This window comes from Lactiplantibacillus garii (assembly GCF_003885105.1).
Classification (GTDB): domain Bacteria; phylum Bacillota; class Bacilli; order Lactobacillales; family Lactobacillaceae; genus Lactiplantibacillus; species Lactiplantibacillus garii.
This window is the reverse complement of the sequence record NZ_QWZQ01000017.1, coordinates 25581-45956: the sequence shown is the minus strand read 5'-3', so window position 1 is coordinate 45956 and position 20376 is coordinate 25581. Positions and strand designations below refer to the sequence as shown.

Genomic DNA, 20376 nt, shown 5'->3' with positions numbered 1-20376 from the left:
ACGTAAAGTTTTACCAACCCATCATATAAAATAAATGTAAATTTACTGACAGTAGCCCTTTACGCAAAAGTGGCTTATGATGGAACCATGGTTCTTTTCAGAAAAAGTTTTAAATAAACGGGGGATCGCAATTGAAAAATATTTTAGTGGGTCCGCGCGTTGCGTTAAACGTGCCCCAACCAGAAGACTTTGACGAAATCAGTGATTGGTACGCCGACGCCGACTTTGTTCGTAAAATGGATACCGCGCCAGCCCGTCCCTTATCCGGGGAAGACTTGGAACGTACCTACCGTAACTTAGATCAAAATACCGAATTTTATTTTCACATTCATAGTTTAGCGGACGAACGCTTGCTAGGATTCGTCACCCTGTTTAACATTGAGTGGAACAATCAAGTTGGCCAGCTAGCCATTGCAATCGGCAACGCCGAAGATCGCGGTCAAGGTTATGGTACTGAGTCGTTAAATCTTATGCTCAACTACGGATTTAACGAATTAAACCTGTACAAAGTTTGTTTGGACGTCATCGCAACAAACCAATCTGCCATCGCAGTTTACCAAAATAGCGGCTTCGAATTTGAGGGAACGAACGCGCGCGCCGTCAAGCGTGACGGGCATCGTTACGATTTGTACCACATGGGTTTATTTGCGGAAGATTTTCAACCACGAATTTCCTTGAAATAATTAATCAGCTCAATTAGTTGCAGGCTTACGGGATTGCAATTATAATAGTCGCAGATTGATAGTAAGTGACCAACTAACTGTCAATCCTTAATATTCTTTAGTTTTGCGATTGTTGGTGGCGTTGCTGCCATAACGTCGATTAACAATCATTTTCATTCATGGACTCCCCCAAGTCTTATGAATGGGGTTCATCAAAGCCCCCACTTTGATGTTTCCTACTCCTTGACCACTGCATCCGCTGATGTAGTGGCTTTTTATTTGGCAAAAACTAACGCCGTCGTGGCTAAAGCTTGACTAACCAGTCAAATAGCGGGCTCAGGAACGTTTGCTTCCCCGGGTCCGCTTCATTAGATCCAACTGGTACCCAATCTACAACGAGGTAAATGGAGTGCCACCTGGATTTAATCCTCTTCAAGATCCGCTGCTGAACGATTGCTCCGCGTCATCAACCACTCCTTGACCTGAACCAAAATCCAGGCAATTCCAGCCGTAAATAGGAGTAACATCAGTGTTGAAAGCATAACGACCAGAATGATTTGGAGCCCCTCCGCCTTTAAAACGTCCAGCTTGGTCACCAACGCAATCCCAGATGGAATAAAAATTAAACTAATAATCTGGACAAAGAAGTTGCTGACCCCGGCAACCTGCTCCAACTTAACAACCTTAAACGTCAGTAACAGGTACAGCATGACCATCCCAATTAACGCCGTTGGCATGGGAAATGCGGGCCACAATTGACCGGACAAGTATGAGAGTAAACTACTGACAAATAGGATCACACCGTAAATCATAATTTGCTTAATAAAAGTACCTTTTTTCATTAATTTCCTCCTAACCTAAACCAACCAAACTTGCAAACCCCGGAACCATGAAGTTAACGAGAATTCCAGCAATCACGAACGCAATTGCACCGGTCGCACCCGCCGCTTCGCCCACTTCAATTGCCTTAGTCGCGCCCACGGCATTACCGGCGATTCCAAAACCTAGGCCAGCGCCCAACGGGTTCTTATGCAATTTAAACCACCGAATAAAGTGATCACCTAACGCGTAAACCAAGACAGAGTTTAAAATAACGGCGAACGCCGCAATGGCGGCATCCCCACCAACCGCTTCCGCTACTGGCAGTGCGATGGCGGTCGTTGCGGCCTGCACCAGCATGGCACCCATGGCTGCGTCGGTTAGCCCTAACAACCGAGAAACCCCGTAAATCCCAAATAATGACAATAACAGTCCTAAGAAGAGCGCAATCAAAATCACGTCCCAGTGCTTTTTAAAAATGTCGTTGCGTTTATACAGCGGCACCGCAAACGAGACCGTTGCGGGTGCGACGAACCAGAATAGCCAGTCACCACCCACTTGGTACGCTTCATAAACTTTCTGAACGGGAGCTCGAAGAATCGACGCCATCAATACCAGTAAACCAATCCCGAGCAGCATTCCAAAAAATAACGGTTGGAACAATACGAAGCGATTTGTTTTGTGATATAAATACTCGCCAATCCCGTAAACCAGGACTGAGAGTCCAATCCCGAAAAATGGATTATTGAGAAGATAATTCACACGTTTTCCTACTTTCTTTTAGTGACTGGGAGTAACAAAAAAGGCGCCCTATCCGGGTCTAGTCATCATTTACATGGTGGTTAGGCTCAGAACAGTGCGCCAACACGGCTCTAATTCATTATTTATTAATTATAGCATGTCTAATAATATTTTAATAGTAAAACGACACACTAAATTTAATCCACAGTATAAAACATCAGGGCGTACGCGCCCACGCCGGCGTGAGTTGCTATGACGGCGCTAGTCCGCGCGCACATTAGATCTGCTTGGGGGGTCACCTTTTTTAAGAGGGCCTCCGGTTCACGGGCCACACTCGGATCGCCAACGTACGAAATACCCGCCGCTTCGATTCGGGTCGCATCCTGTAACTCAGCTAAAATCCGTTCCTGCGCCTTGATCAACGCTTTTTTTCCGCGCCCCCGGGTGTAAAATTTTAGCTTGCCATCAACCAATTCAAACACAAACTTCAGTTTGATCAAGTTGGTCACAACTCCTGCTAACTTGGGAACCCGGCCACCCTTAACGAGGTTATCCAGCGTATCGACAAACAGGTAAGTTTTAGTATGCTGCCGAATGACCGCAATTTTAGCTAGAATGGTCGCCATGTTAGCCCCGGCGTGCGCCATTCGGGCGGCGGTTAGGACCTGAAAAGCCATCCCGCGATCGGCTGCCTGCGTGTCAACGACCGTAACGTCCCCCTGGCTCAACTTAGCTGCTTGGCGGGCCGCGTTGACCGTCCCACTAAGTGTTTCCGTCAAATGGAGTGACAGGACTTGGCTTCCGTCCGCCGTCAACGCATCGTACACGCTCACAAAGTCGCCAATGGGCGGTTGACTCGTCGTTGGCAAGACGGGACTAATGCTCATTTGTCGGTCAAATTCCGCCGGGTCAACCGCGGTGTCGGCGATCAAATCGCCGCCAAACCCCACTAGCAACGGCACAACTTGAATATCATATTGTTTAATTTCAGCCGCGGTCAACTGGACCGCAGAATCAGTGACGATTTTAATCTTCATTAGAAATCACGCTTTCGATTAAGTTGTACCGATTATAGCATCACGCCTTTTTTCCAAGCAGACAAGCGCGCTACATCAATGTTTTGGGCGCCCTTTAGTTGCGTACGTAACATAATTTGATTATAAACTTTGTAAAAGCGTGCAAGGCTCAACGGGTACTACCAATTTTTCAAATGAAGATCACCCTTTTAGTGTTTTGCCATCACAATTTCTTCATGACCAGCCGCTATACTGTGTTCATAGTCATTAAGGAACTCCCCATTCCTTAACGACCCCCTAACTTTAATCATTCATTACCCCCCAAGCAATGGATTGATGTGTGTGTATCCTAATTTAACATTTACTTTCCCTTTTCCTCCGTATTCCCCGTACGGAGGTTTTTTGACGTGCTGGTATCCGGGTTTCAAAAATAACACGGGTGTTAGGTGACAGCGGGGTCACCTAACACCCGTGCTCAATCAGTTTATTTCAATGCTTCCAAATCCTGCGGCTCAATAAAAAACGTGACTTCCCCAGTGTCCATATTGACCTTGGCTTTAATCTCGACACCCTTTGGAAACACCCACCCCTTACCGGAGTCAAGTCTTAAAGGAATCTCCCCATAGGTTAGCGTGCGATATACTTTCTCCATTTGTCCTTACCCCTAACTTTGAACTCGGTAACATCTAGACACCCCGAATTATACCGAGTCCGTTTGTAAGGCAACAGAAAAAACACTTCTGACCAATCTTGATTTGGTATCCGTTCATTAAATCTGCTAAAATATCCGTTAACAACATCCCAACCATGAGGAGGAATCAGTTTGTTCTATTCATTTTTTGATCCAACTTATTTACTCGTGATCATTGGCTTGGTCATTTCAATGGCAGCGTCCGCGTACGTTAACCGTACATTCCGCCACTTTGACGCGTACCGTAGCCAGTCCAACTACTCCGGTAGTGACGCGGCCCGGTTCATTTTGTCGCAGTCCGGCATTAACGACGTTGGCGTCCAAAAAATCAGTGGTGATTTGACCGATAACTATAATGGTCAAACTAAGGTCCTGAGCCTATCCGAATCTACAGCTGATTCAACTTCGGTGGCAGCCATTGGTGTGGCTGCTCACGAATGCGGTCACGCCGTTCAAGACCACGTCAACTACTGGCCCATGCGGTTACGTACGGCCCTGGTTCCGGCGGCTAACCTCGGTTCAACGTTATCGTTACCGATTATCATCGTCGGCGTTTTACTCAGTTACAACCAAACGCTGATCCACGTTGGTATTTTTCTCTTTTCATTAGCACTACTATTTCAACTCGTGACACTCCCCGTAGAATTTAACGCGTCACGCCGAGCTTTACAAATCCTGTCCAACGGTCAAGTTTTGACCCGCGACGAAGTTCCCATGGTACGGAAAGTATTGGTCGCCGCCGCGTTGACTTACGTGGCCGCCGCACTGTCAACTTTCTTACAACTACTGCGGTTGATTATTCTTTTCGGTGGTCATCGCGACGACAATTAAAATGACGAAACTATTTTGGATCCACAACCGTTGAAAAACGTTGGTTGTGGATCCTTTTTTTATTACCGATGTTGCTCGCGCTAGTTACAGCCCACCACAGCCTACCACCCTCATTATTGCGGCACATCTTAGCCTTTAAACCCTCCATTGCCGCTTTAGAAACGTGCAAAAAAAGCCAACTTCCTGCGCTGAGCTACGGCCCGCCGACAATCAACACAAACCGTTGATTATCGGCGGGCCTAGGCTCTGCTCAGAAGCTGACCGGCTTTTTTTGCACTCTTTAACTTTCCTTATTACTTTTTTCACCACATTAAACCGGTTCGTTCACATATTCTTCACACGCCCTCGGTATGATTACATCATAGCAATTGAGGTTAACTCAATCAGCTATAACACAACCTAAAATTTTTCATTTACTCCTCCAAAGTAATGAAATTCATAGTGGCATGTGATTCCCCGTCGCATGCCTACCCTACTCCTTTTTCCACCGTATTCCCCGATACGGTGGTTTTTTATTGTCCACATCATTTTCTTCACTTTTTCACGGCACCTATGTACATCTCTGAAAATCAATGGTATCTTTATTGAAAAAGGACTAGACCGTTTTTCAAAACCATGGGGGAATCAACCAATGTTCAGAAACATCATCGTGGCACTTTCAGGCCTGTTACTTTTGACGTTAACCGCGTGTAGTCATCCTACCGCAACGTCTTCAGCCACACACCACGACGACCGCCGCGCCACCTCGCGGCCCAGCACAACTAAACTTATTCCGGGGGTAACCCGTGCTAATTTTGATCGCATTCAACTAGCCATTAAACCAGACGACTATGCCAGCACCATTGAACAGGTCCGGGCATTACTCGGTAAACCTAATCACACGACTTACACGCATTTAAACGCCTACGACCGTCCTGTCAAAACCTACGTTTGGGAAAATCCGGATAAAAGTTTAGCCGGGGCCGTAGTCAGCGTTAGCTTCCACGATAATAGCGTCGTTGCGAAGAATTACCGGGACGCAAAGTTAGACCCAAACACCAAAATCACTACGGCAGCTCTGGATCAATTACCGACCGGTGCGGCCTACGACCAAGTTACTGCTAAACTCGGAACGCCCAACGTCGTTTCTAACCGGGGGACCGCAACTGAGAACGTCCAAACGGTCACGTACGATCACATTCAGGGCCAGCCCGCGGCAAACGTGACGTTAACGTTTCAACATAACCAGTTAACGACCAAGTCCCGCACGGCCATCTAATCGCGGTAAAACTGCAACACTTGACCCGTTCACGTAATCATTGTCGAATAAACGGTGTTTTCGTTTATCTTTTAACAATCAAAGGACTATACTGATAACATGGTGACTGAGTTTTACGCCCAGTCATCAGAACCTTTTTCATTTACTCCTCCAAAGTTAATGAAAATCAGTTTCGCTGGGCACTCCACCTTGCGAAATGAACTACTCCTACCATCGCTGAGGCGGTGGTTTTTTTGTAGAGTGTGAGGTCCAAGCGGGTTGCTCCTGAGCATTTATCATGCGGGTTGGGCATGGTGCTGGTAGCATAGCAAGCACAGGGAGCAGCTGGGCCAGAGCACGTTTCGGCAATCACCGTTAATTACGTACTTCCGCGGCAAACCCCAGCCATTTTTACGAACGAACCAGCTGAATTTTCCGCATCCCAACTTGCTCCCCCACCCGTCCCGGGCTTATGATGATTAGGTGAGAGAATGAGGAGTGATCAAATTGAAAAAGCGCCGCCTGCTCGCCGCTTTAGGGGCCCCAGTTACCCTTTTTTCAGCGACCCTACTTGCGAGCGAAAAGCTATACAACTTTGCCTTTAAACGGGTCGACTACGTTCCCGAAACGTCTGCCGATAAGCAAAAGTATGCCAGTGCCTACTGGTCCTACGTCGACTGGCTGCACCGTCAGCCCGTTCAAACTTGGCAACTAAACATCAACGATGAAGCCAACCGGCTAGTTGCCACCTACGTTCCGGCCAGCACAACTAGTAACCGGACCGTCATCGTTTCCCATGGTTACAAGGGTGACGGTGAAACCATGGCCAACTACGCCTATATGTTCCACCAGATGGGTTACAACGTCCTGTTACCCGACGACCGCGGTCACGGCCAAAGTGCCGGTAAGTACATTAGCTTCGGCTGGCAAGACCGGCGCGACTACCTCGGCTGGATCGCCCGGGTCATTAAAAACAACGGGTCGCGCAGTCAAATTGTCCTTTTTGGTGTCAGCATGGGAGGCGCCACCGTCGAGATGATGAGTGGTGAAAAGTTGCCCAACCAAGTTCAAGCCATCATTGCCGACTGCGGCTACACTAGCATTGAAGAGGAACTGGCCTACTTGTTAAAGCGCCAGTTTCACCTGCCTAAGTACCCTTTCGTGCCGATTGTTAGTTTTATTAACCGCCACCGCATGGGCTACTTTTTAAGTGACGTTAGTTCCGTAGAACAGTTACGGCACAACCACCGACCAATTTTTTTCATTCACGGTGAAAAAGACGTTTACGTGCCGAGCTGGATGTTAAAGAAAAACTACCAAGCCGCTGGCGGTCCTAAAAAAATGTGGCAAGTTCCCAACGCCACTCACGCCGAAAGTTTTTGGATTGACCCGGTAGCCTACCAACAACACGTAACCGCCTTTTTGGCTAATTACCTGCCCCAAAATAATTAGACCAGTTAAAATGCGCTCAACCTAATTGATGGTTGGGCGCATTTTTGATTAATAACTAACTGTAAGCCGTAACGCTTAGTTTAATTTAACGGGGTTAGTAATCAGTCGGGCTAAGCGGTCAGCCGTCCGTGCTAGGTTTTCCGGTCCCCGTTGCAGCGCCTCTTCTAGGGTCATGACCCGGTCAACGATCGGTAGGACCGCCGTTACTCCCTGCTTTGCGAAGGTCGCCGCGGCCCCCTTCTGATTACCTACCAATAAGTAACAATTCTTTCCCGCCGCTTGGGCTAGGTGACTGATTTGAATAGGGACCTTGCCCATAAAGCTCTGGTCATCGACCTGGCCTTCGCCCGAAATGACTAAATCAGCTTGCTGAATCTGGGCTTTAAGGTGACTTAGTTGGGCAATCAGTTCAAATCCCGAACGAACTTGGGCGTGTAAAAAGTAGCGTAAAGCGAAACCAATTCCACCGGCTGCCCCGTCGGCCGGGTGCTTCTCAACACTGCCTGTTACCACTTGCATATAATTGGCCATGGCCGCGTCGTACGTTGCCAACTGGGCGCTATCCAAGCCCTTTTGGGGGCCAAATACACGGGTTGCGCCCAGTTTCCCCGTCAGCGGATTAGTCACGTCAGCGGCACTAATGAACGTCACTCGGCTAAGCTTCGGCAACACCTTACTCGTATCAACTCGTGCTACCCGGGCTAGGTCGGCCCCAACCATCATCAACGGCTGATCATTTTTATCAAAAAAGCCAACTCCCAGAGCCCGTAAAATACCCGCACCACCGTCAACGGTGCCACTACCGCCTAGTCCTAAAATCACTTTAGTCGCACCGTGTTCAATCGCCGCCTTGATCAATAATCCTGTCCCGTATGTATTGGTATTAGCGGGGTTAAGACCGGCCGTTAAAAATTGAATCCCGGAGGCCGCCGCAACTTCAATCACGGCTAAGTGTTGTTCCGCAAAATAACCGTACGTGGCTTGAATTGGGCGCTGCGCTAGGTCGACGGTTGCTACGGTGACGGCTTGACCACCAGGTTGGTTCGCTAAAAAAGCGGCGACGGTGCCCTCACCCCCGTCAGCAATTGCGACCTGGCTCGCCGTTACGTGGTGTTTCGCAAGCGCTGTCGCTACGGTCCGATTGGCCGTTAAACTAGTCATCGAATTTTTAAACGAATCAATTGCAATTAAAGCGTGCATCAAAATTCCTTCTTTTTCTTCATCGTTAGTTTTAGTATAAGCGTCAGCTTGAAACGACACAATTACCGCCGCAGACTTTACTCACCACTCCCGAACACGTATGCTTAACGGGAAAGCAGTTTCATTAAGGAGCATCTCTTATGTTAACCATAAACTATCAAGCAACCACGCTACAATTCGAGACTGACCCCGAAGTCTTTTCTCCCCACGGCCTAGACCTCGGTACCGAATCAATGATGGAACAGCTCCACACCCAAGACGGTCTACGAGTACTAGACCTTGGTTGCGGCTTCGGCTTTGTTGGTATTTACCTGGCAACCCAGTATCCGCACGACCGCGTCACGATGGTCGACGTTGACCAAAACGCGGTTGGTCTGTCTAAAATGAATGCCCAGCGTAACGGGGTGACCCCCACTATTTTACAAAGTAACGGTTTTGAAAAGCTTGCGGGACAATCCTTTGACCTCGTCTTATCTAACCCGCCGTACCACACCGACTTCGCGGTAGCTAAAAACTTTATTGAGGACGCTCACCGCCACCTCACCATGGGCGGCCACCTTTACATGGTCACTAAGCGCCGTAAGTGGTACGAAAATAAAATCCGCAGTACTTTTGGTCACGTTCAGGTAACCGTCTTAAATGACTACTGTGTCTTTTACGCGGAAAAGCGGCCTTTTAAAAAGCAAAAGAAAAACGCTGCCAAGGAACACACCCTCTCTAAAAAACTGCAGCGTAAGTACGACCGGCAATCCCACCAACGGCACCACGCTAAATAAAAAACGAGCGTGCAAACGGATTCAAAAACGGGTATGATTAAGTTAATTTCAATTTAAGTGGGGGTATTTTATAATGGAAACACTCAAAATGATCCAGTCCCGAAAAGCCATTCGGGAATTTAACGGTCAAATTTCTGACGAACAGCTTCAAACGATTTTAAAGGCCGGTAACGCCGGGGCAGTTGGCATGAGCCAGTTTGAAAACTACCGGATCATTGCCATTCAAAAGGAAGACGTTTTGGCCCAATTGAACGGAATTCACGGTGCGCCAACAGTGATCATCGTCGCTGCAAACGCCGCAACCACCATGGAAGGCGTCTCAGCCGGCATCATTGTCCACAACATGGAACTGGCCGCCGAAGACCTTGGTCTGGGTGCCAACTACAACATGGCCAGTTTAGGGTCGATTCCAGCCGACGTTCTACCCGCCGGTTTCAAACCACTGGTTGTGCTAACCTTAGGTCAAACCACAGAAACCTTTACACCCCGGAATTTACCGGACGATCGGATCAAAAAAGAAATCATTAAATAATCAGACTTGGTAACAACTTCTTAGGGCGGCCCCTTAAGAAGTTGTTTTTTTATTTTAAAAATAAGGAAACTAATCAAATTAATTGTCAGCGCTTTTAAAACCCGTTATGCTTAAGCCAGCAAATCATTTATAGGAGGACTATTCATAATGACAACTAAATTTGATTTCGACGTACTCTACATTGGGGCCGGCCACGCAACGTTTGACGGGGCCGCCCCGCTGGCTGCCACCGGTGTCTCGGTCGGCGTTATCGAAAGCGGCTTAATTGGTGGGACTTGTCCTAACCGTGGCTGTAACGCCAAAATCACGCTGGACGAAGCCGTTAAAATCACCAGAGAAGCTGACCGGTTAGGAACCGTTCTTAAAAACCACCCGCAAATTGACTGGACGGCTAACGTTGCTCATAAACAATCAATCATTGACCCGTTACCCCAGGGATTGACCGCGCGGTTAGAAGACGCCGGGGCCAAAATCATTAAGGGTCACGCACAGTTTAAAGACGCCCACACGGTGACGATCAACGGTAATCAGGACGTGACGGCCGAAAAAATTGTCATCGCAACCGGCTTAAAGCCCCACCGACTCGCGATCCCAGGGACCGAACTCGCCCACGACAGTGAAGCCTTCATGAACTTGACCCAGCTACCAGACCACCTGACAATCGTGGGTGGCGGCTATATCGGCATGGAATTTGCCACCATGGCTAACGAAGCCGGTGCTGCGGTCACAGTACTACTCCGCGGTGACACCGTCCTGCGCAAATTTTACCAACCATTCGTCCAAAAGGTCGTGGCGGACCTCAAACAACGCGGCGTCACGTTCATCACGAACGCCAACGTTCAGTCCTTTGAACAAGCAGGCGACCAGTACCGCGTTAACTACGGGGACCATCAACAACTTACGACCGACTGGATTCTCGACGCCACTGGCCGTATCCCTAACTTGGACGGCTTAGGACTCACAAAAGTGGGCGTTCAATTTGATGCCCGCACTGGCGTTCAAGTTAACGACCACCTGCAAACAACGGTTGCCAATATTTACGCCGCCGGTGACGTAATTCAGAGCGATCAACCAAAAGTTACCCCGGCCGCCTACTTTGAATCAAAATATTTAATGCAATTGTTCTCGGGCCAAACGACCGCCCCAATCCAATTTCCAACCATTCCGACGGTGGTCTTTACGTCACCACGGATCGCCCAGGCCGGTGTCACAGTCGAGCAAGCCGCTGCTCAGGGGCTCAAAGTAACGACCAACGACTTGGCCAATTACTGGTACTATCAAGTCGACCGCGAACCGCTTGCCCAGAGTAAGCAGGTGCACGACGCCGCGGGTCACCTCGTAGGCGTCACGGAAATGAGTGACCAGGCGGAAAACGCGGTCAACGCCCTCCTTCCCGCCATTGAGTTTAAAATGGACCGTAATCAGGTCAACCGGCTGATCGGACTTTTCCCAACAATTGGTTACGCCGCTTGGCACCGGGCATAAACCCAGTTCAATTTTTCAAGTCCAACTGCTCCACTACGCTAACAAAATTTTAAGGCGCCTAAACTACTCAGTTTTTGAGTAATTTAGGCGCCTTATTTTGTAGTAAACCCGCTAAAACGTGCGCTTTAGCTTGTTCGTTTTAATTAATCATCTAGGCCCAAACGCTTAAAGATATCGTCCACGTGCCGTAAGTGGTAGTGGTAATCAAACGCATCATCAATGGCGGCCTGATCTAGGTGTTGGCGGATCTCGGCGTTTCCTTCAACTAACGGTTTGAAATGTAACTGCTCATCCCAAGCTTTGGCGGTCAGCGGTTGTACTAAGTCATAAGCCGCTTCCCGGGACATCCCGGTATCAATCAGCTTCAGGAGGACCCGTTGGCTGTAAATCAACCCGTACGTTGCGTCCATATTTTGCTTCATTCGTTCCGGAAAGACCGTTAAGTTAGAAACAATTTTATTGATTCGAGTCAAAATGTAATCAATCAAAATGGTGGAATCCGGTAAAATGATCCGTTCAGCCGAAGAGTGCGAAATATCACGTTCGTGCCATAACGGAACGTCTTCGTAAGCCGTCATCATGTGGCCGCGTAAGACGCGGGCCAAACCAGTGACGTTTTCGGAACCAATTGGATTCCGTTTATGCGGCATGGCCGAAGAGCCTTTTTGGCCCTTGTTGAAAAATTCTTCAACTTCGTGAGTTTCAGACTTTTGTAAGCCCCGAATCTCGGTGGCAATCACTTCGACACTAGTTGCCATCAAAGCAATCGTTGCAATGTATTCAGCGTGTAAGTCCCGTGGTAAAACTTGTGTCGAAATTTCTTGCGCCCGAATTCCCAGTTTGTCACAAACGAACTTCTCAACGAACGGTGGGATGTTGGCGAACGTCCCAACCGCTCCACTGATCTTGCCCGCTTCAACGCCGGCCGCCGCGTGGTCAAAGCGTTCAATGTTGCGGTTGATTTCGGAGTACCAGCGGGCTAACTTCAGCCCAAAGGTCGTTGGTTCGGCGTGAACACCGTGCGTCCGCCCCATTTCAACGGTGTATTTATATTTTTTAGCCTGTTGTGCTAGTGTGGTGCGTAAAGCTTGTAAATCTTGACGAATAATGGCATTCGCTTGTTTTAAACGGTAGCCTTGTGCGGTATCGACCACGTCGGTACTCGTTAAACCGTAGTGCACCCATTTGCGTTCATCACCTAATGATTCGGAAACGTCCCGGGTAAAGGCCACGACGTCGTGGTGCGTCACGGCTTCAATCTCGGCAATCCGGTCAACGTCAAACTTAGCGTTATCCCGAATTTTAGCGACGTCTTCGGCCGGAATCTTGCCTAACTCTGCCCAAGCTTCATCCGCTGCAATTTCAACTTCTAACCAAGCTTGATACTGGTTTTCTAGCGACCATACTTTGCCCATTTCAGGACGCGTATAACGATCAATCATTGCAAATCCTCATTTCTATTGACTTATTCACTAACAAAACACGAACATTATTATACCATACCGGCTGCGGGTTGGGTAGGGACGAACAATGAAAAAGTCCACTTATTTTTCATTAGCAACGGAATAAAACCGCTTATATTTCAGCATTTTGTCCTTAACCATGAACATTAAAAAGAACGCTAAATAAGAACATTCGGATTTAAAGTTGCGTTTTACGATAAAAATTGCTATACTCATTGCTGTTGGAGTGGTGAACGTTTCACTGCTCTTTGCTATTGAACATTCATAATTAAAACTATTTAATGAGGTGGAAAAACATGGCATCAGTCGTAGTAGTAGGTAGCCAATGGGGCGATGAAGGTAAAGGAAAGATCACGGACTTTTTAAGTCAGGAAGCAGATGTGGTATCACGTTACCAAGGCGGCGACAACGCTGGCCACACCATCGTATTTAATGGTAAAACTTTTAAATTACGACTGATTCCATCCGGGATCTTCTTCCATGACAAGTTAGCCGTTATTGGTAACGGCGTGGTTCTAAACCCGAAATCCTTAGTTGAAGAACTAGATTACTTACGTGATAACGGTGTGAACCCCGACAACCTCCGGGTATCTAACCGGGCCCACGTTATCTTGCCTTACCACATCGTCCTAGACGGTGCACAAGAAAAAGCCAAGGCCAGCGGTAAGATTGGGACCACCAACAAAGGGATCGGTCCGGCCTACATGGACAAGGCCGAACGAATTGGGATTCGGGTCGCGGACCTCTTGGATAAGGACACCTTTGCCACCCTCCTAAAACGAAACTTAGCTGAAAAAAACCAAATTATTACCAAGCTTTACGACATGGAACCACTAAAATTTGACGATATCTTTGAAGAATACTACGCGTACGGCCAAAAATTAAAGCCGTTCGTTACCGACACTTCCGTAGTGATCAACGACGCACTGGATGATGGCAAACGGGTCTTATTTGAAGGCGCTCAGGGGGTCATGTTAGACATTGACCAAGGAACCTACCCTTACGTCACGTCTTCCAACCCGGTCGCCGGTGGTGTTACCATCGGGAGCGGCGTCGGCCCTTCTAAGATCGATAACTGCGTTGGTGTCCTCAAAGCCTACACGTCCCGCGTGGGTGACGGCCCGTTCCCAACCGAACTATTTGACGAAGTCGGGAACTTCATTCGCGAAACCGCTCATGAATACGGAACCGTTACGAAACGGCCCCGGCGTATCGGCTGGTTTGACAGTGTCGTTTTACGCCACGCTAAGCGGGTATCCGGTTTAACCCACCTCAGCTTAAACTGCTTAGACGTGTTAACCGGCTTAAAGACGATTAAAATCTGTACCGCCTACGATTTAAACGGCGAAACGATTTACCACTACCCAGCCAGCTTAAAAGAATTGGAAGCTTGCAAACCAATCTACGACGAACTGCCTGGTTGGGACGAAGATATTACCGGTGTCAAGACGTTAGCTGAATTACCAGAAAACGCCCGCAACTACTTAAAGCGGATCGAAGAATTGGTCGGCGTCAAAATTGCGACCTTCTCCGTTGGTCCCGACCGCGAACAAACTAACGTTATCGACCACGATATCTGGAACTAATTAAGGAGTGCTGGACTTATGGCAATGGAAATTTTTGACTACGAAGATATTCAATTAATTCCGAACAAGTGTGTCATCAACAGCCGTTCGGAAGCGGACACGACCGTGGAGCTCGGCGGCCGCCGGTTTAAAATCCCGGTAGTTCCCGCCAACATGGCAACCGTCATCAACGAAGAACTTGCAAAGTGGTTAGCCAGCCACGATTACTTTTACATTATGCACCGGTTTGCGCCAGAAACGCGGCGCGCCTTTGTTGAAAGTATGCACACTGCCAACCTGTTCGCTTCCATTTCCGTGGGAGTCAAATCTTCCGAGTATGACTTTATCGACGAATTAGCCATGAACGACTGCGTTCCCGAATATGTGACGATTGATATCGCCCACGGCCACGCCGACAGCGTGATTGAAATGATCAAGCACATTAAAAAAGTGTTGCCAACAAGTTTTGTGATTGCCGGGAACGTTGCCACTCCGGCGGCGGTTCGTGACTTAGAAAACGCCGGCGCCGACGCTACCAAGGTCGGCGTCGGGCCCGGTAAGGCCTGCATTACTAAAATCAAGACCGGTTTTGGAACCGGTGGCTGGCAACTAGCCGCCGTGCGGTGGTGTGCCAAAGCGGCGCGCAAACCAATTATCGCGGACGGGGGTGTCCGGACTAACGGTGACATCGCCAAGTCCATTCGCTTTGGCGCCACCATGGTCATGATTGGCTCCATGTTAGCCGGTCACCAGGAATCCCCGGGTAACGTCATTAAAATCGACGGCAAAACTTACAAACAGTATTACGGCTCGGCTAGTGAAACCCAAAAAGGCGAACACAAAAACGTCGAGGGTAAACAAATGTTGGTCCCTTACCGTGGACACCTTGCCGACACGTTAAATGAAATGCAAGAAGATCTTCAATCCTCCATTTCCTATGCCGGCGGACGCGATTTAAAAGCCATCACGAAATGCGACTACGTGATTGTGAAGAATTCCATCTATAACGGCGACTAAGCTTTTAACAGATTAGAGTGGGTCACAAGTCAGATTGTTTTACGTTAAGCGGGACAAGCTGACTTGTGACCCACTTTTCTGCACCATTGCCACGAAAATGCAAGGCGTGTAAATTTTCCCGTTTACTTTGGGTAATTTACACGCCTTAAAGTTTGTCTCCGTATTTTTTTGATACTTCTAGCCCTCAATTTCCCCTGACAGCGGCAATGAAAGCGGTTATACTTAGATTAAATCACTAATCGAGGTAATCACTTATGGAACATAATCGGGTTTTACGCTTGGAACACGGTATCAATTTTCGGGAACTCGGCGGTTACGAAAACGCGGCCGGCAAGACCCTTAAGTGGCAAAAGCTGCTTCGCTGCGGCGGCATGTCACTTTTAACTAAATCGGACTTAGCTTACTTGGACGATTACGGCCTGCGGTACGACATTGATCTGCGGCAGGAGAACGAGGCCCAGATGTCCCCGGACCGCTACCCTAAACGGACTAAGTATCTCAACACGTCCGTTTACCCCTTTACCGACAACCGGCGCTTTGACCGCCGCCTAAAACGGCTGATCAAACGGCTCGTCGTTGACGACTCGTTTAACGCCCAAACGTACGCACAGATGGTGACCGACAGTCATCCCGTTAAAGTTTGGCAAACACTCTTCGCCACCTTACTAGCAAACACCGAACCTAACCAATCCGTCCTCTTCCACTGTGCAGCGGGCAAGGACCGCACCGGTGTCGCCGCCGCCCTGATCATGACCGCCCTCGACGTCCCGCGTGAAACCATCATGCAAGACTACTTGCTGACTAACGCGGTCTTCATGGCGGCGGACAGCATGGATACTGACACCATCATTACTAAGGCTAACGCCGGTGACCTTGCCAGTCAGTTCAACGTCGCCATGTCCGTTGAAGCCGATAACTTAAAAATGGTCTTCCGGGTCTTTGACGACCTCTATGGAAGTGGCCTGGGCTACTTGCACGACGTTTTAGGTCTGTCAGTTGCCGACGTAAACGACTTGAAAAAACTCTATTTGGATTAAAAAACGCACGGTCTTAGTTGTCTTTCCTAACTAAGCCGTACGTTTTTGGTCTTACCAGTTAAAGCTATAGAATTGGCGATAATAGTCTTGAGAAGGTTTGCTTAAACTTCAACCAGAACGACTGGTCCTTGAAATCTTGCACGGTGACCAGACTGCTTAAGTCCTGATCCCGTAGGAAAACCGTTTCTAGTTCCTTCGCTAAGTCAGTATCGTACAAAAAGGCGTTCACTTCAAAGTTTAACTTAAAGCTTCGAAAGTCCATATTAGCCGAACCGACCGATGCCACTTGCCCATCAATCACCATCGTTTTGGCGTGAATAAAACCATTATTATAATAATAAATTTTGACGCCAGCTTCCGCGAGTTCGCTGGCATAATATTGCGTTGCCCGGTAGACGAAAGCGTGGTCCGGTTTATCCGGTACCATGATCCGTACGTCGACCCCGGACATGGCCGCGATGCGAATTGCATCCAGTACCGAATCATCGGGAATCAAATACGGTGACTGAATCCACAAACGTTGTTGCGCGGTCATGATCATTTTAATATAACCCATTTTAATTTGTTGGCCATCGTTGTCGGGGCCACTCGAAACAATTTGTAACGACGTGTTCCCCTTAACCTTGATCACCGGGAACATTTCGGCGGACGGTTCGATCCGGTGTTCCGCGTCGGTAGCGTTCCAATCGCGAATGAAGCGTTCCTGCAATTCGAACACGCCGGAGCCTACGATCCGCAAATGGGTGTCGCGCCAATAACCGAATTTCTTGTCGCGCCCAAGGTACTGATCGCCAACGTTAAAACCACCGACGTAGCCGACCCGCCCGTCCGTAACCACAATCTTCCGGTGATCACGAAAGTTTAACCGAAAGTCGAGAATCGCCGAATGCGCGCCCAAGAATGGTCGGGCGTGCCCGCCCAGTTCTTCCAGGTGTTTAAAGAAGCTCCGAAAAGTGCCCATCGACCCCCACGGATCGTACAAAACCCGGACGTCAACTCCCTCGGCCGCCTTCCGTTCTAACAAGTGCAGCAACTCGTTACCGATTCGATCGTTATAAAAGGTGTAATATTCAATGTGAATATGTTTTTTAGCAGCCTCAATATCTTGAAACATGGCGTGAAACTTCTCGTGGCCGTCCGTAAAAATTTTGACCCGATTTTTCCGACTAAGCAACGCCCCGTCCGAATTCAAGAACAAGCTGACCATCCCCCGCACTGAACTCGTAACCGCGTCGGCCGGCATCAGTTCCGAACCGAGCTCGTCACGCTGGCGTTGAATCATTTGCTCTAAGCGAATTTGGGTCTCTTTTTTTAATCGGAATAACCGGTTTTTCGGCAACTTCCGGCCCAGAAACGCGTACGCCACGAATCCGGCAACCGGAATCATGATCAACACGAGCAGCCAAGCCCAGGTCGCCGCAATATCCCGACGGTCACGGAAAACCGTAATAACCGCTGCCACCGCGTTAATAATCACAATGACGTTTATAATTGGCAAAATATATTGCAATGAAGGCACCCACCTATTTTAATGATAAATTCATTCTACCGCAGAACCCATTGCAATAATAATCTTTTGCGAATGGAATTTTTGCATTTTTCAATAAAAACGGTAATAATCGCGCTAAGGAGGATTTTTAAATGTTAGCAATGTTTGGCGTCCACGGCCTCGGTCCCATCCGGATGTTTCACATGACGGAACGGGCGGCCGGACCGCGGGCCGCAATCGGGATACTCTTGATCATCATTCTACTGTCCGTAGCTTATAATTACTTTCGTAAACACCGTTAAAAGCGTTCTATAGATAGGTTCCGGTAAAACCCGGGCCTATTTTTTTTATTCCTTAAAACTTTTTAGTCCGGTAGGTTCACCATAGTGACTATCTAGAACAATTCGCTTATCAGAAGCCCATATAATTCGTTTATTTAAATTAATTTTAGCTAAATTAGCTAAAATTCCACCATTTTTAAAGCTAATTAGCCATTATCAAAATTAATAATCCGATTAAAATAAGAATCATTAAAACGAATGGGGCGATGTTTATGGATTTATCACACAATCGATTACTTCGAAAAAAGGATATCAACGACATGTTAGCCCACTACCACAGTCCACTCCGTAAAGAAATGAAAACCTTCGACTTGACCATGCTTGGTATCGGCGCAATTATTGGGACCGGGATTTTTGTCTTGACCGGGACCGGGGCACTGACTGCCGGACCCGGCTTAATGATCTCGTTCGTAATGGCCGCGGTGGCCTGCTTGTTTGCCTCCCTCTGTTACGCCGAATTTGCCGCAATGGTTCCCGAAAGCGGCTCGGCTTACACGTACTCGTATACCACGTTAGGTGAAATTATTGCGTTTATCATTGGTTGGGATTTAATGCTTGAATACCTATTTGCCGTTTCGACGGTGTCGGCCGGCTGGTCCGGGTACTTTCAATCATTCATTGCCGGTTTCGGGCTCAAATTACCGACCGTTTTAAGCGCCGCGGCGGGTTCCACACCGGGCGTGACGAGCTTCTTTAACTTACCGGCGTTCACCATCATTTTACTGATCACGACGTTACTTTCCGTGGGGGTCAAGGAAACCAAACGGGTCAACAACGTCATGGTAGTCATTAAGATTGCCATCGTGCTCCTTTTCATTTTTACGGCCATGCGGTTTATTAAACCGGCCAACTGGACACCACTCCTGCCCTATGGGATGAAGGGGGTCTTCGGCGCAGCTTCCAGCGTGTTCTTCGCCTTCATCGGTTTTGACGCCATTTCTTCCAGCGTTGAAGAGACCTTGGAACCATCAAAAACGTTGCCCAAAGCCATGCTCCTATCGCTGGGGATTTGTACCATCCTCTATGTCAGCGTATCCGCCATTATGACCGGAGTCGTTCCGTTTCGGATGTTCGCGAAGTACATTGATCACCCGGTATCCGCGGTTTTAGTCTATTCTGGTCAAAACTGGATTGCCGGAATTGTTGATTTAGGTGCCATTCTGGGTATGACGACCGTAATGCTCGTTTGCCTGTACGGCCAAACCCGTATCTCCTTCTCAATGTCACGCGACGGTTTACTCCCTCCCGTTTTCAGTGCCATTGATAAAAAGTCGGGCGCTCCGGTAAAGTCCACCCTGCTATTCGGCGTCATCGCGGCCGTCATGGGCGGCTTCATTCCCCTCGCCGCGTTGGCCGAACTCGTTAACATTGGGACGTTGACCGCCTTCGTACTCGTTTCGTTCTCCGTTTTGCACTTACGCAAGACCCAACCCGATTTACGCCGGCCGTTCCGCACCCCGTGGGTTCCATTTGTTCCAATTATGTCCATTATCTGCTGTGTTTTCTTACTGATCAACTTAAAACCCGTCACCTGGTTACGGTTCGTTATTTGGTTAGCCGTCGGGATGATCGTTTACTTCAGCTATTCCATCAAGCACTCCAAGTTAAACGGTATTCTGGCTAAAAAGCCGTCTAAGTTCACCAAGTAACGGTTTCTAACTGATGACAACTCACAAGTGACCGTTCCCGGTTGGGGATGGTCGCTTTTTTTTGAACCAAGCAGCCTGACCGCGTTAAATTTATGAGGCTGTGACAAAAGTCACGGTCTCGTTTTCATCTCCGAATAATTATTGTCGAAACGGGTTTCAAAAGTCAGCGGGCTCCGCTTAACCCCGTATGTCAAACAATCCAAGCCCAGGATTATTCGCCATACGCCGTTAACGCTCACCAGCTAACCGACTTTTGGCACACTCTGACCGTGAAACTTCATTCAGCTTACAAAGCCCGCCGGAAAAACGGGGGAAAACGTCCCGTTTGGAGCGGTAAAATTCCCAGTCCTACGCAAAACCTAGTATAGTATGA

General features: G+C 48.3%; 19 protein-coding genes. 12 read left to right on the top strand and 7 right to left on the bottom strand.

Features of this window, described 5'->3' with window-relative positions; genetic code table 11:
- Positions 1–131 precede the first annotated feature (131 nt).
- Positions 132–683: a GNAT family N-acetyltransferase gene (locus D1831_RS06610; protein WP_125072146.1), complete on the top strand. Its 552-nt coding sequence runs from the start codon at positions 132–134 to the stop codon at positions 681–683.
- Between the two features lie 401 nt (positions 684–1084).
- Here the strand turns inward: D1831_RS06610 and D1831_RS06605 are convergent, their stop codons facing one another.
- From D1831_RS06605 to D1831_RS14545, 4 genes are all read right to left on the bottom strand, one after another.
- Positions 1085–1504: a CidA/LrgA family protein gene (locus D1831_RS06605; protein ID WP_125072145.1), complete on the bottom strand. Its 420-nt coding sequence runs from the start codon at positions 1502–1504 to the stop codon at positions 1085–1087.
- A gap of 10 nt (positions 1505–1514) precedes the next feature.
- The gene (locus D1831_RS06600; RefSeq protein WP_125072144.1) at positions 1515–2243 is read right to left on the bottom strand and encodes an LrgB family protein; all 729 of its coding nucleotides are present in this window, start codon (positions 2241–2243) and stop codon (positions 1515–1517) included.
- A 176-nt stretch (positions 2244–2419) separates the two neighbouring features.
- Positions 2420–3259, bottom strand: a complete 840-nt coding sequence (locus D1831_RS06595; RefSeq protein WP_125072143.1) for a DegV family protein — start codon at positions 3257–3259, stop codon at positions 2420–2422.
- A 463-nt stretch (positions 3260–3722) separates the two neighbouring features.
- Complete coding sequence (locus D1831_RS14545; RefSeq protein ID WP_179950300.1) at positions 3723–3890, bottom strand: hypothetical protein; 168 nt, start codon at positions 3888–3890, stop codon at positions 3723–3725.
- A gap of 171 nt (positions 3891–4061) precedes the next feature.
- On the opposite strand from D1831_RS14545, the gene D1831_RS06590 reads away from it, so the two are divergent.
- From D1831_RS06590 to D1831_RS06580, 3 genes are all read left to right on the top strand, one after another.
- Positions 4062–4760 carry a zinc metallopeptidase gene (locus tag D1831_RS06590; protein ID WP_125072142.1) on the top strand — a complete coding sequence of 233 codons (699 nt, stop codon included), beginning with the start codon at positions 4062–4064 and terminating at the stop codon, positions 4758–4760.
- Positions 4761–5391: 631 nt separating this feature from the next.
- Positions 5392–6018, top strand: a complete 627-nt coding sequence (locus D1831_RS06585; protein WP_158610641.1) for a DUF3862 domain-containing protein — start codon at positions 5392–5394, stop codon at positions 6016–6018.
- Positions 6019–6504: 486 nt separating this feature from the next.
- A complete protein-coding gene (locus D1831_RS06580) occupies positions 6505–7449 on the top strand; it encodes an alpha/beta hydrolase (protein WP_125072140.1) in 945 nt (314 codons plus the stop codon).
- Between the two features lie 75 nt (positions 7450–7524).
- On the opposite strand, the gene D1831_RS06575 is transcribed toward D1831_RS06580, so the two are convergent.
- Positions 7525–8649, bottom strand: coding sequence for a glycerate kinase (locus D1831_RS06575; RefSeq protein ID WP_125072139.1), 1125 nt, complete (start codon positions 8647–8649; stop codon positions 7525–7527).
- A gap of 140 nt (positions 8650–8789) precedes the next feature.
- On the opposite strand from D1831_RS06575, the gene D1831_RS06570 reads away from it, so the two are divergent.
- The 3 genes from D1831_RS06570 to D1831_RS06560 all read left to right on the top strand — a co-directional run bounded on the left by D1831_RS06570 (position 8790) and on the right by D1831_RS06560 (position 11442).
- On the top strand, positions 8790–9425 hold the full coding sequence (locus D1831_RS06570) for a class I SAM-dependent methyltransferase (RefSeq protein WP_125072138.1): 636 nt from the start codon (positions 8790–8792) through the stop codon (positions 9423–9425).
- Positions 9426–9498: 73 nt separating this feature from the next.
- On the top strand, positions 9499–9957 hold the full coding sequence (locus D1831_RS06565; protein ID WP_125072137.1) for a nitroreductase family protein: 459 nt from the start codon (positions 9499–9501) through the stop codon (positions 9955–9957).
- Between the two features lie 147 nt (positions 9958–10104).
- Entirely contained in the window at positions 10105–11442 is a 1338-nt protein-coding gene (locus D1831_RS06560) for a dihydrolipoyl dehydrogenase family protein (RefSeq protein WP_125072136.1), read from the top strand.
- 143 nt (positions 11443–11585) lie between these two features.
- Here the strand turns inward: D1831_RS06560 and purB are convergent, their stop codons facing one another.
- Entirely contained in the window at positions 11586–12884 is a 1299-nt protein-coding gene (purB, locus tag D1831_RS06555; RefSeq protein WP_125072135.1) for an adenylosuccinate lyase, read from the bottom strand.
- 317 nt (positions 12885–13201) lie between these two features.
- On the opposite strand from purB, the gene D1831_RS06550 reads away from it, so the two are divergent.
- From D1831_RS06550 to D1831_RS06540, 3 genes are all read left to right on the top strand, one after another.
- Positions 13202–14491 (top strand): adenylosuccinate synthase, encoded by a 1290-nt coding sequence (locus D1831_RS06550; RefSeq protein WP_125072134.1) that lies wholly within the window; start codon positions 13202–13204, stop codon positions 14489–14491.
- Positions 14492–14515: 24 nt separating this feature from the next.
- Positions 14516–15487 (top strand): GMP reductase, encoded by a 972-nt coding sequence (locus D1831_RS06545; RefSeq protein WP_179950301.1) that lies wholly within the window; start codon positions 14516–14518, stop codon positions 15485–15487.
- Between the two features lie 254 nt (positions 15488–15741).
- Positions 15742–16524, top strand: coding sequence for a tyrosine-protein phosphatase (locus tag D1831_RS06540; RefSeq protein WP_125072132.1), 783 nt, complete (start codon positions 15742–15744; stop codon positions 16522–16524).
- 64 nt (positions 16525–16588) lie between these two features.
- On the opposite strand, the gene cls is transcribed toward D1831_RS06540, so the two are convergent.
- Positions 16589–18034 carry a cardiolipin synthase gene (gene cls / locus D1831_RS06535; RefSeq protein WP_179950299.1) on the bottom strand — a complete coding sequence of 482 codons (1446 nt, stop codon included), beginning with the start codon at positions 18032–18034 and terminating at the stop codon, positions 16589–16591.
- A gap of 131 nt (positions 18035–18165) precedes the next feature.
- Here cls and D1831_RS14540 point away from each other — a divergent pair, with 131 nt between their 5' ends.
- Both D1831_RS14540 and D1831_RS06530 read left to right on the top strand, forming a co-directional pair.
- Complete coding sequence (locus D1831_RS14540; protein ID WP_179950298.1) at positions 18166–18315, top strand: hypothetical protein; 150 nt, start codon at positions 18166–18168, stop codon at positions 18313–18315.
- Positions 18316–18566: 251 nt separating this feature from the next.
- Positions 18567–20003, top strand: a complete 1437-nt coding sequence (locus tag D1831_RS06530) for an amino acid permease (protein ID WP_125072130.1) — start codon at positions 18567–18569, stop codon at positions 20001–20003.
- Positions 20004–20376: the final 373 nt, after the last annotated feature.

Excerpts from the sequence above, each read along its gene's own strand:
- D1831_RS06540 (WP_125072132.1), top strand. The coding sequence starts at position 15,742 with ATGGAACATAATCGGGTTTTACGCTTGGAACACGGTATCAATTTTCGG.
- D1831_RS06560 (WP_125072136.1), top strand. The coding sequence starts at position 10,105 with ATGACAACTAAATTTGATTTCGACGTACTCTACATTGGGGCCGGCCAC.
- D1831_RS06545 (WP_179950301.1), top strand. The coding sequence starts at position 14,516 with ATGGAAATTTTTGACTACGAAGATATTCAATTAATTCCGAACAAGTGT.
- D1831_RS14545 (WP_179950300.1), bottom strand. The coding sequence starts at position 3,890 with ATGGAGAAAGTATATCGCACGCTAACCTATGGGGAGATTCCTTTAAGA.
- D1831_RS06570 (WP_125072138.1), top strand. The coding sequence starts at position 8,790 with ATGTTAACCATAAACTATCAAGCAACCACGCTACAATTCGAGACTGAC.
- D1831_RS06530 (WP_125072130.1), top strand. The coding sequence starts at position 18,567 with ATGGATTTATCACACAATCGATTACTTCGAAAAAAGGATATCAACGAC.
- D1831_RS06595 (WP_125072143.1), bottom strand. The coding sequence starts at position 3,259 with ATGAAGATTAAAATCGTCACTGATTCTGCGGTCCAGTTGACCGCGGCT.
- D1831_RS06575 (WP_125072139.1), bottom strand. The coding sequence starts at position 8,649 with ATGCACGCTTTAATTGCAATTGATTCGTTTAAAAATTCGATGACTAGT.
- D1831_RS14540 (WP_179950298.1), top strand. The coding sequence starts at position 18,166 with ATGTTAGCAATGTTTGGCGTCCACGGCCTCGGTCCCATCCGGATGTTT.
- D1831_RS06585 (WP_158610641.1), top strand. The coding sequence starts at position 5,392 with ATGTTCAGAAACATCATCGTGGCACTTTCAGGCCTGTTACTTTTGACG.
- purB (WP_125072135.1), bottom strand. The coding sequence starts at position 12,884 with ATGATTGATCGTTATACGCGTCCTGAAATGGGCAAAGTATGGTCGCTA.
- D1831_RS06550 (WP_125072134.1), top strand. The coding sequence starts at position 13,202 with ATGGCATCAGTCGTAGTAGTAGGTAGCCAATGGGGCGATGAAGGTAAA.
- D1831_RS06565 (WP_125072137.1), top strand. The coding sequence starts at position 9,499 with ATGGAAACACTCAAAATGATCCAGTCCCGAAAAGCCATTCGGGAATTT.
- D1831_RS06605 (WP_125072145.1), bottom strand. The coding sequence starts at position 1,504 with ATGAAAAAAGGTACTTTTATTAAGCAAATTATGATTTACGGTGTGATC.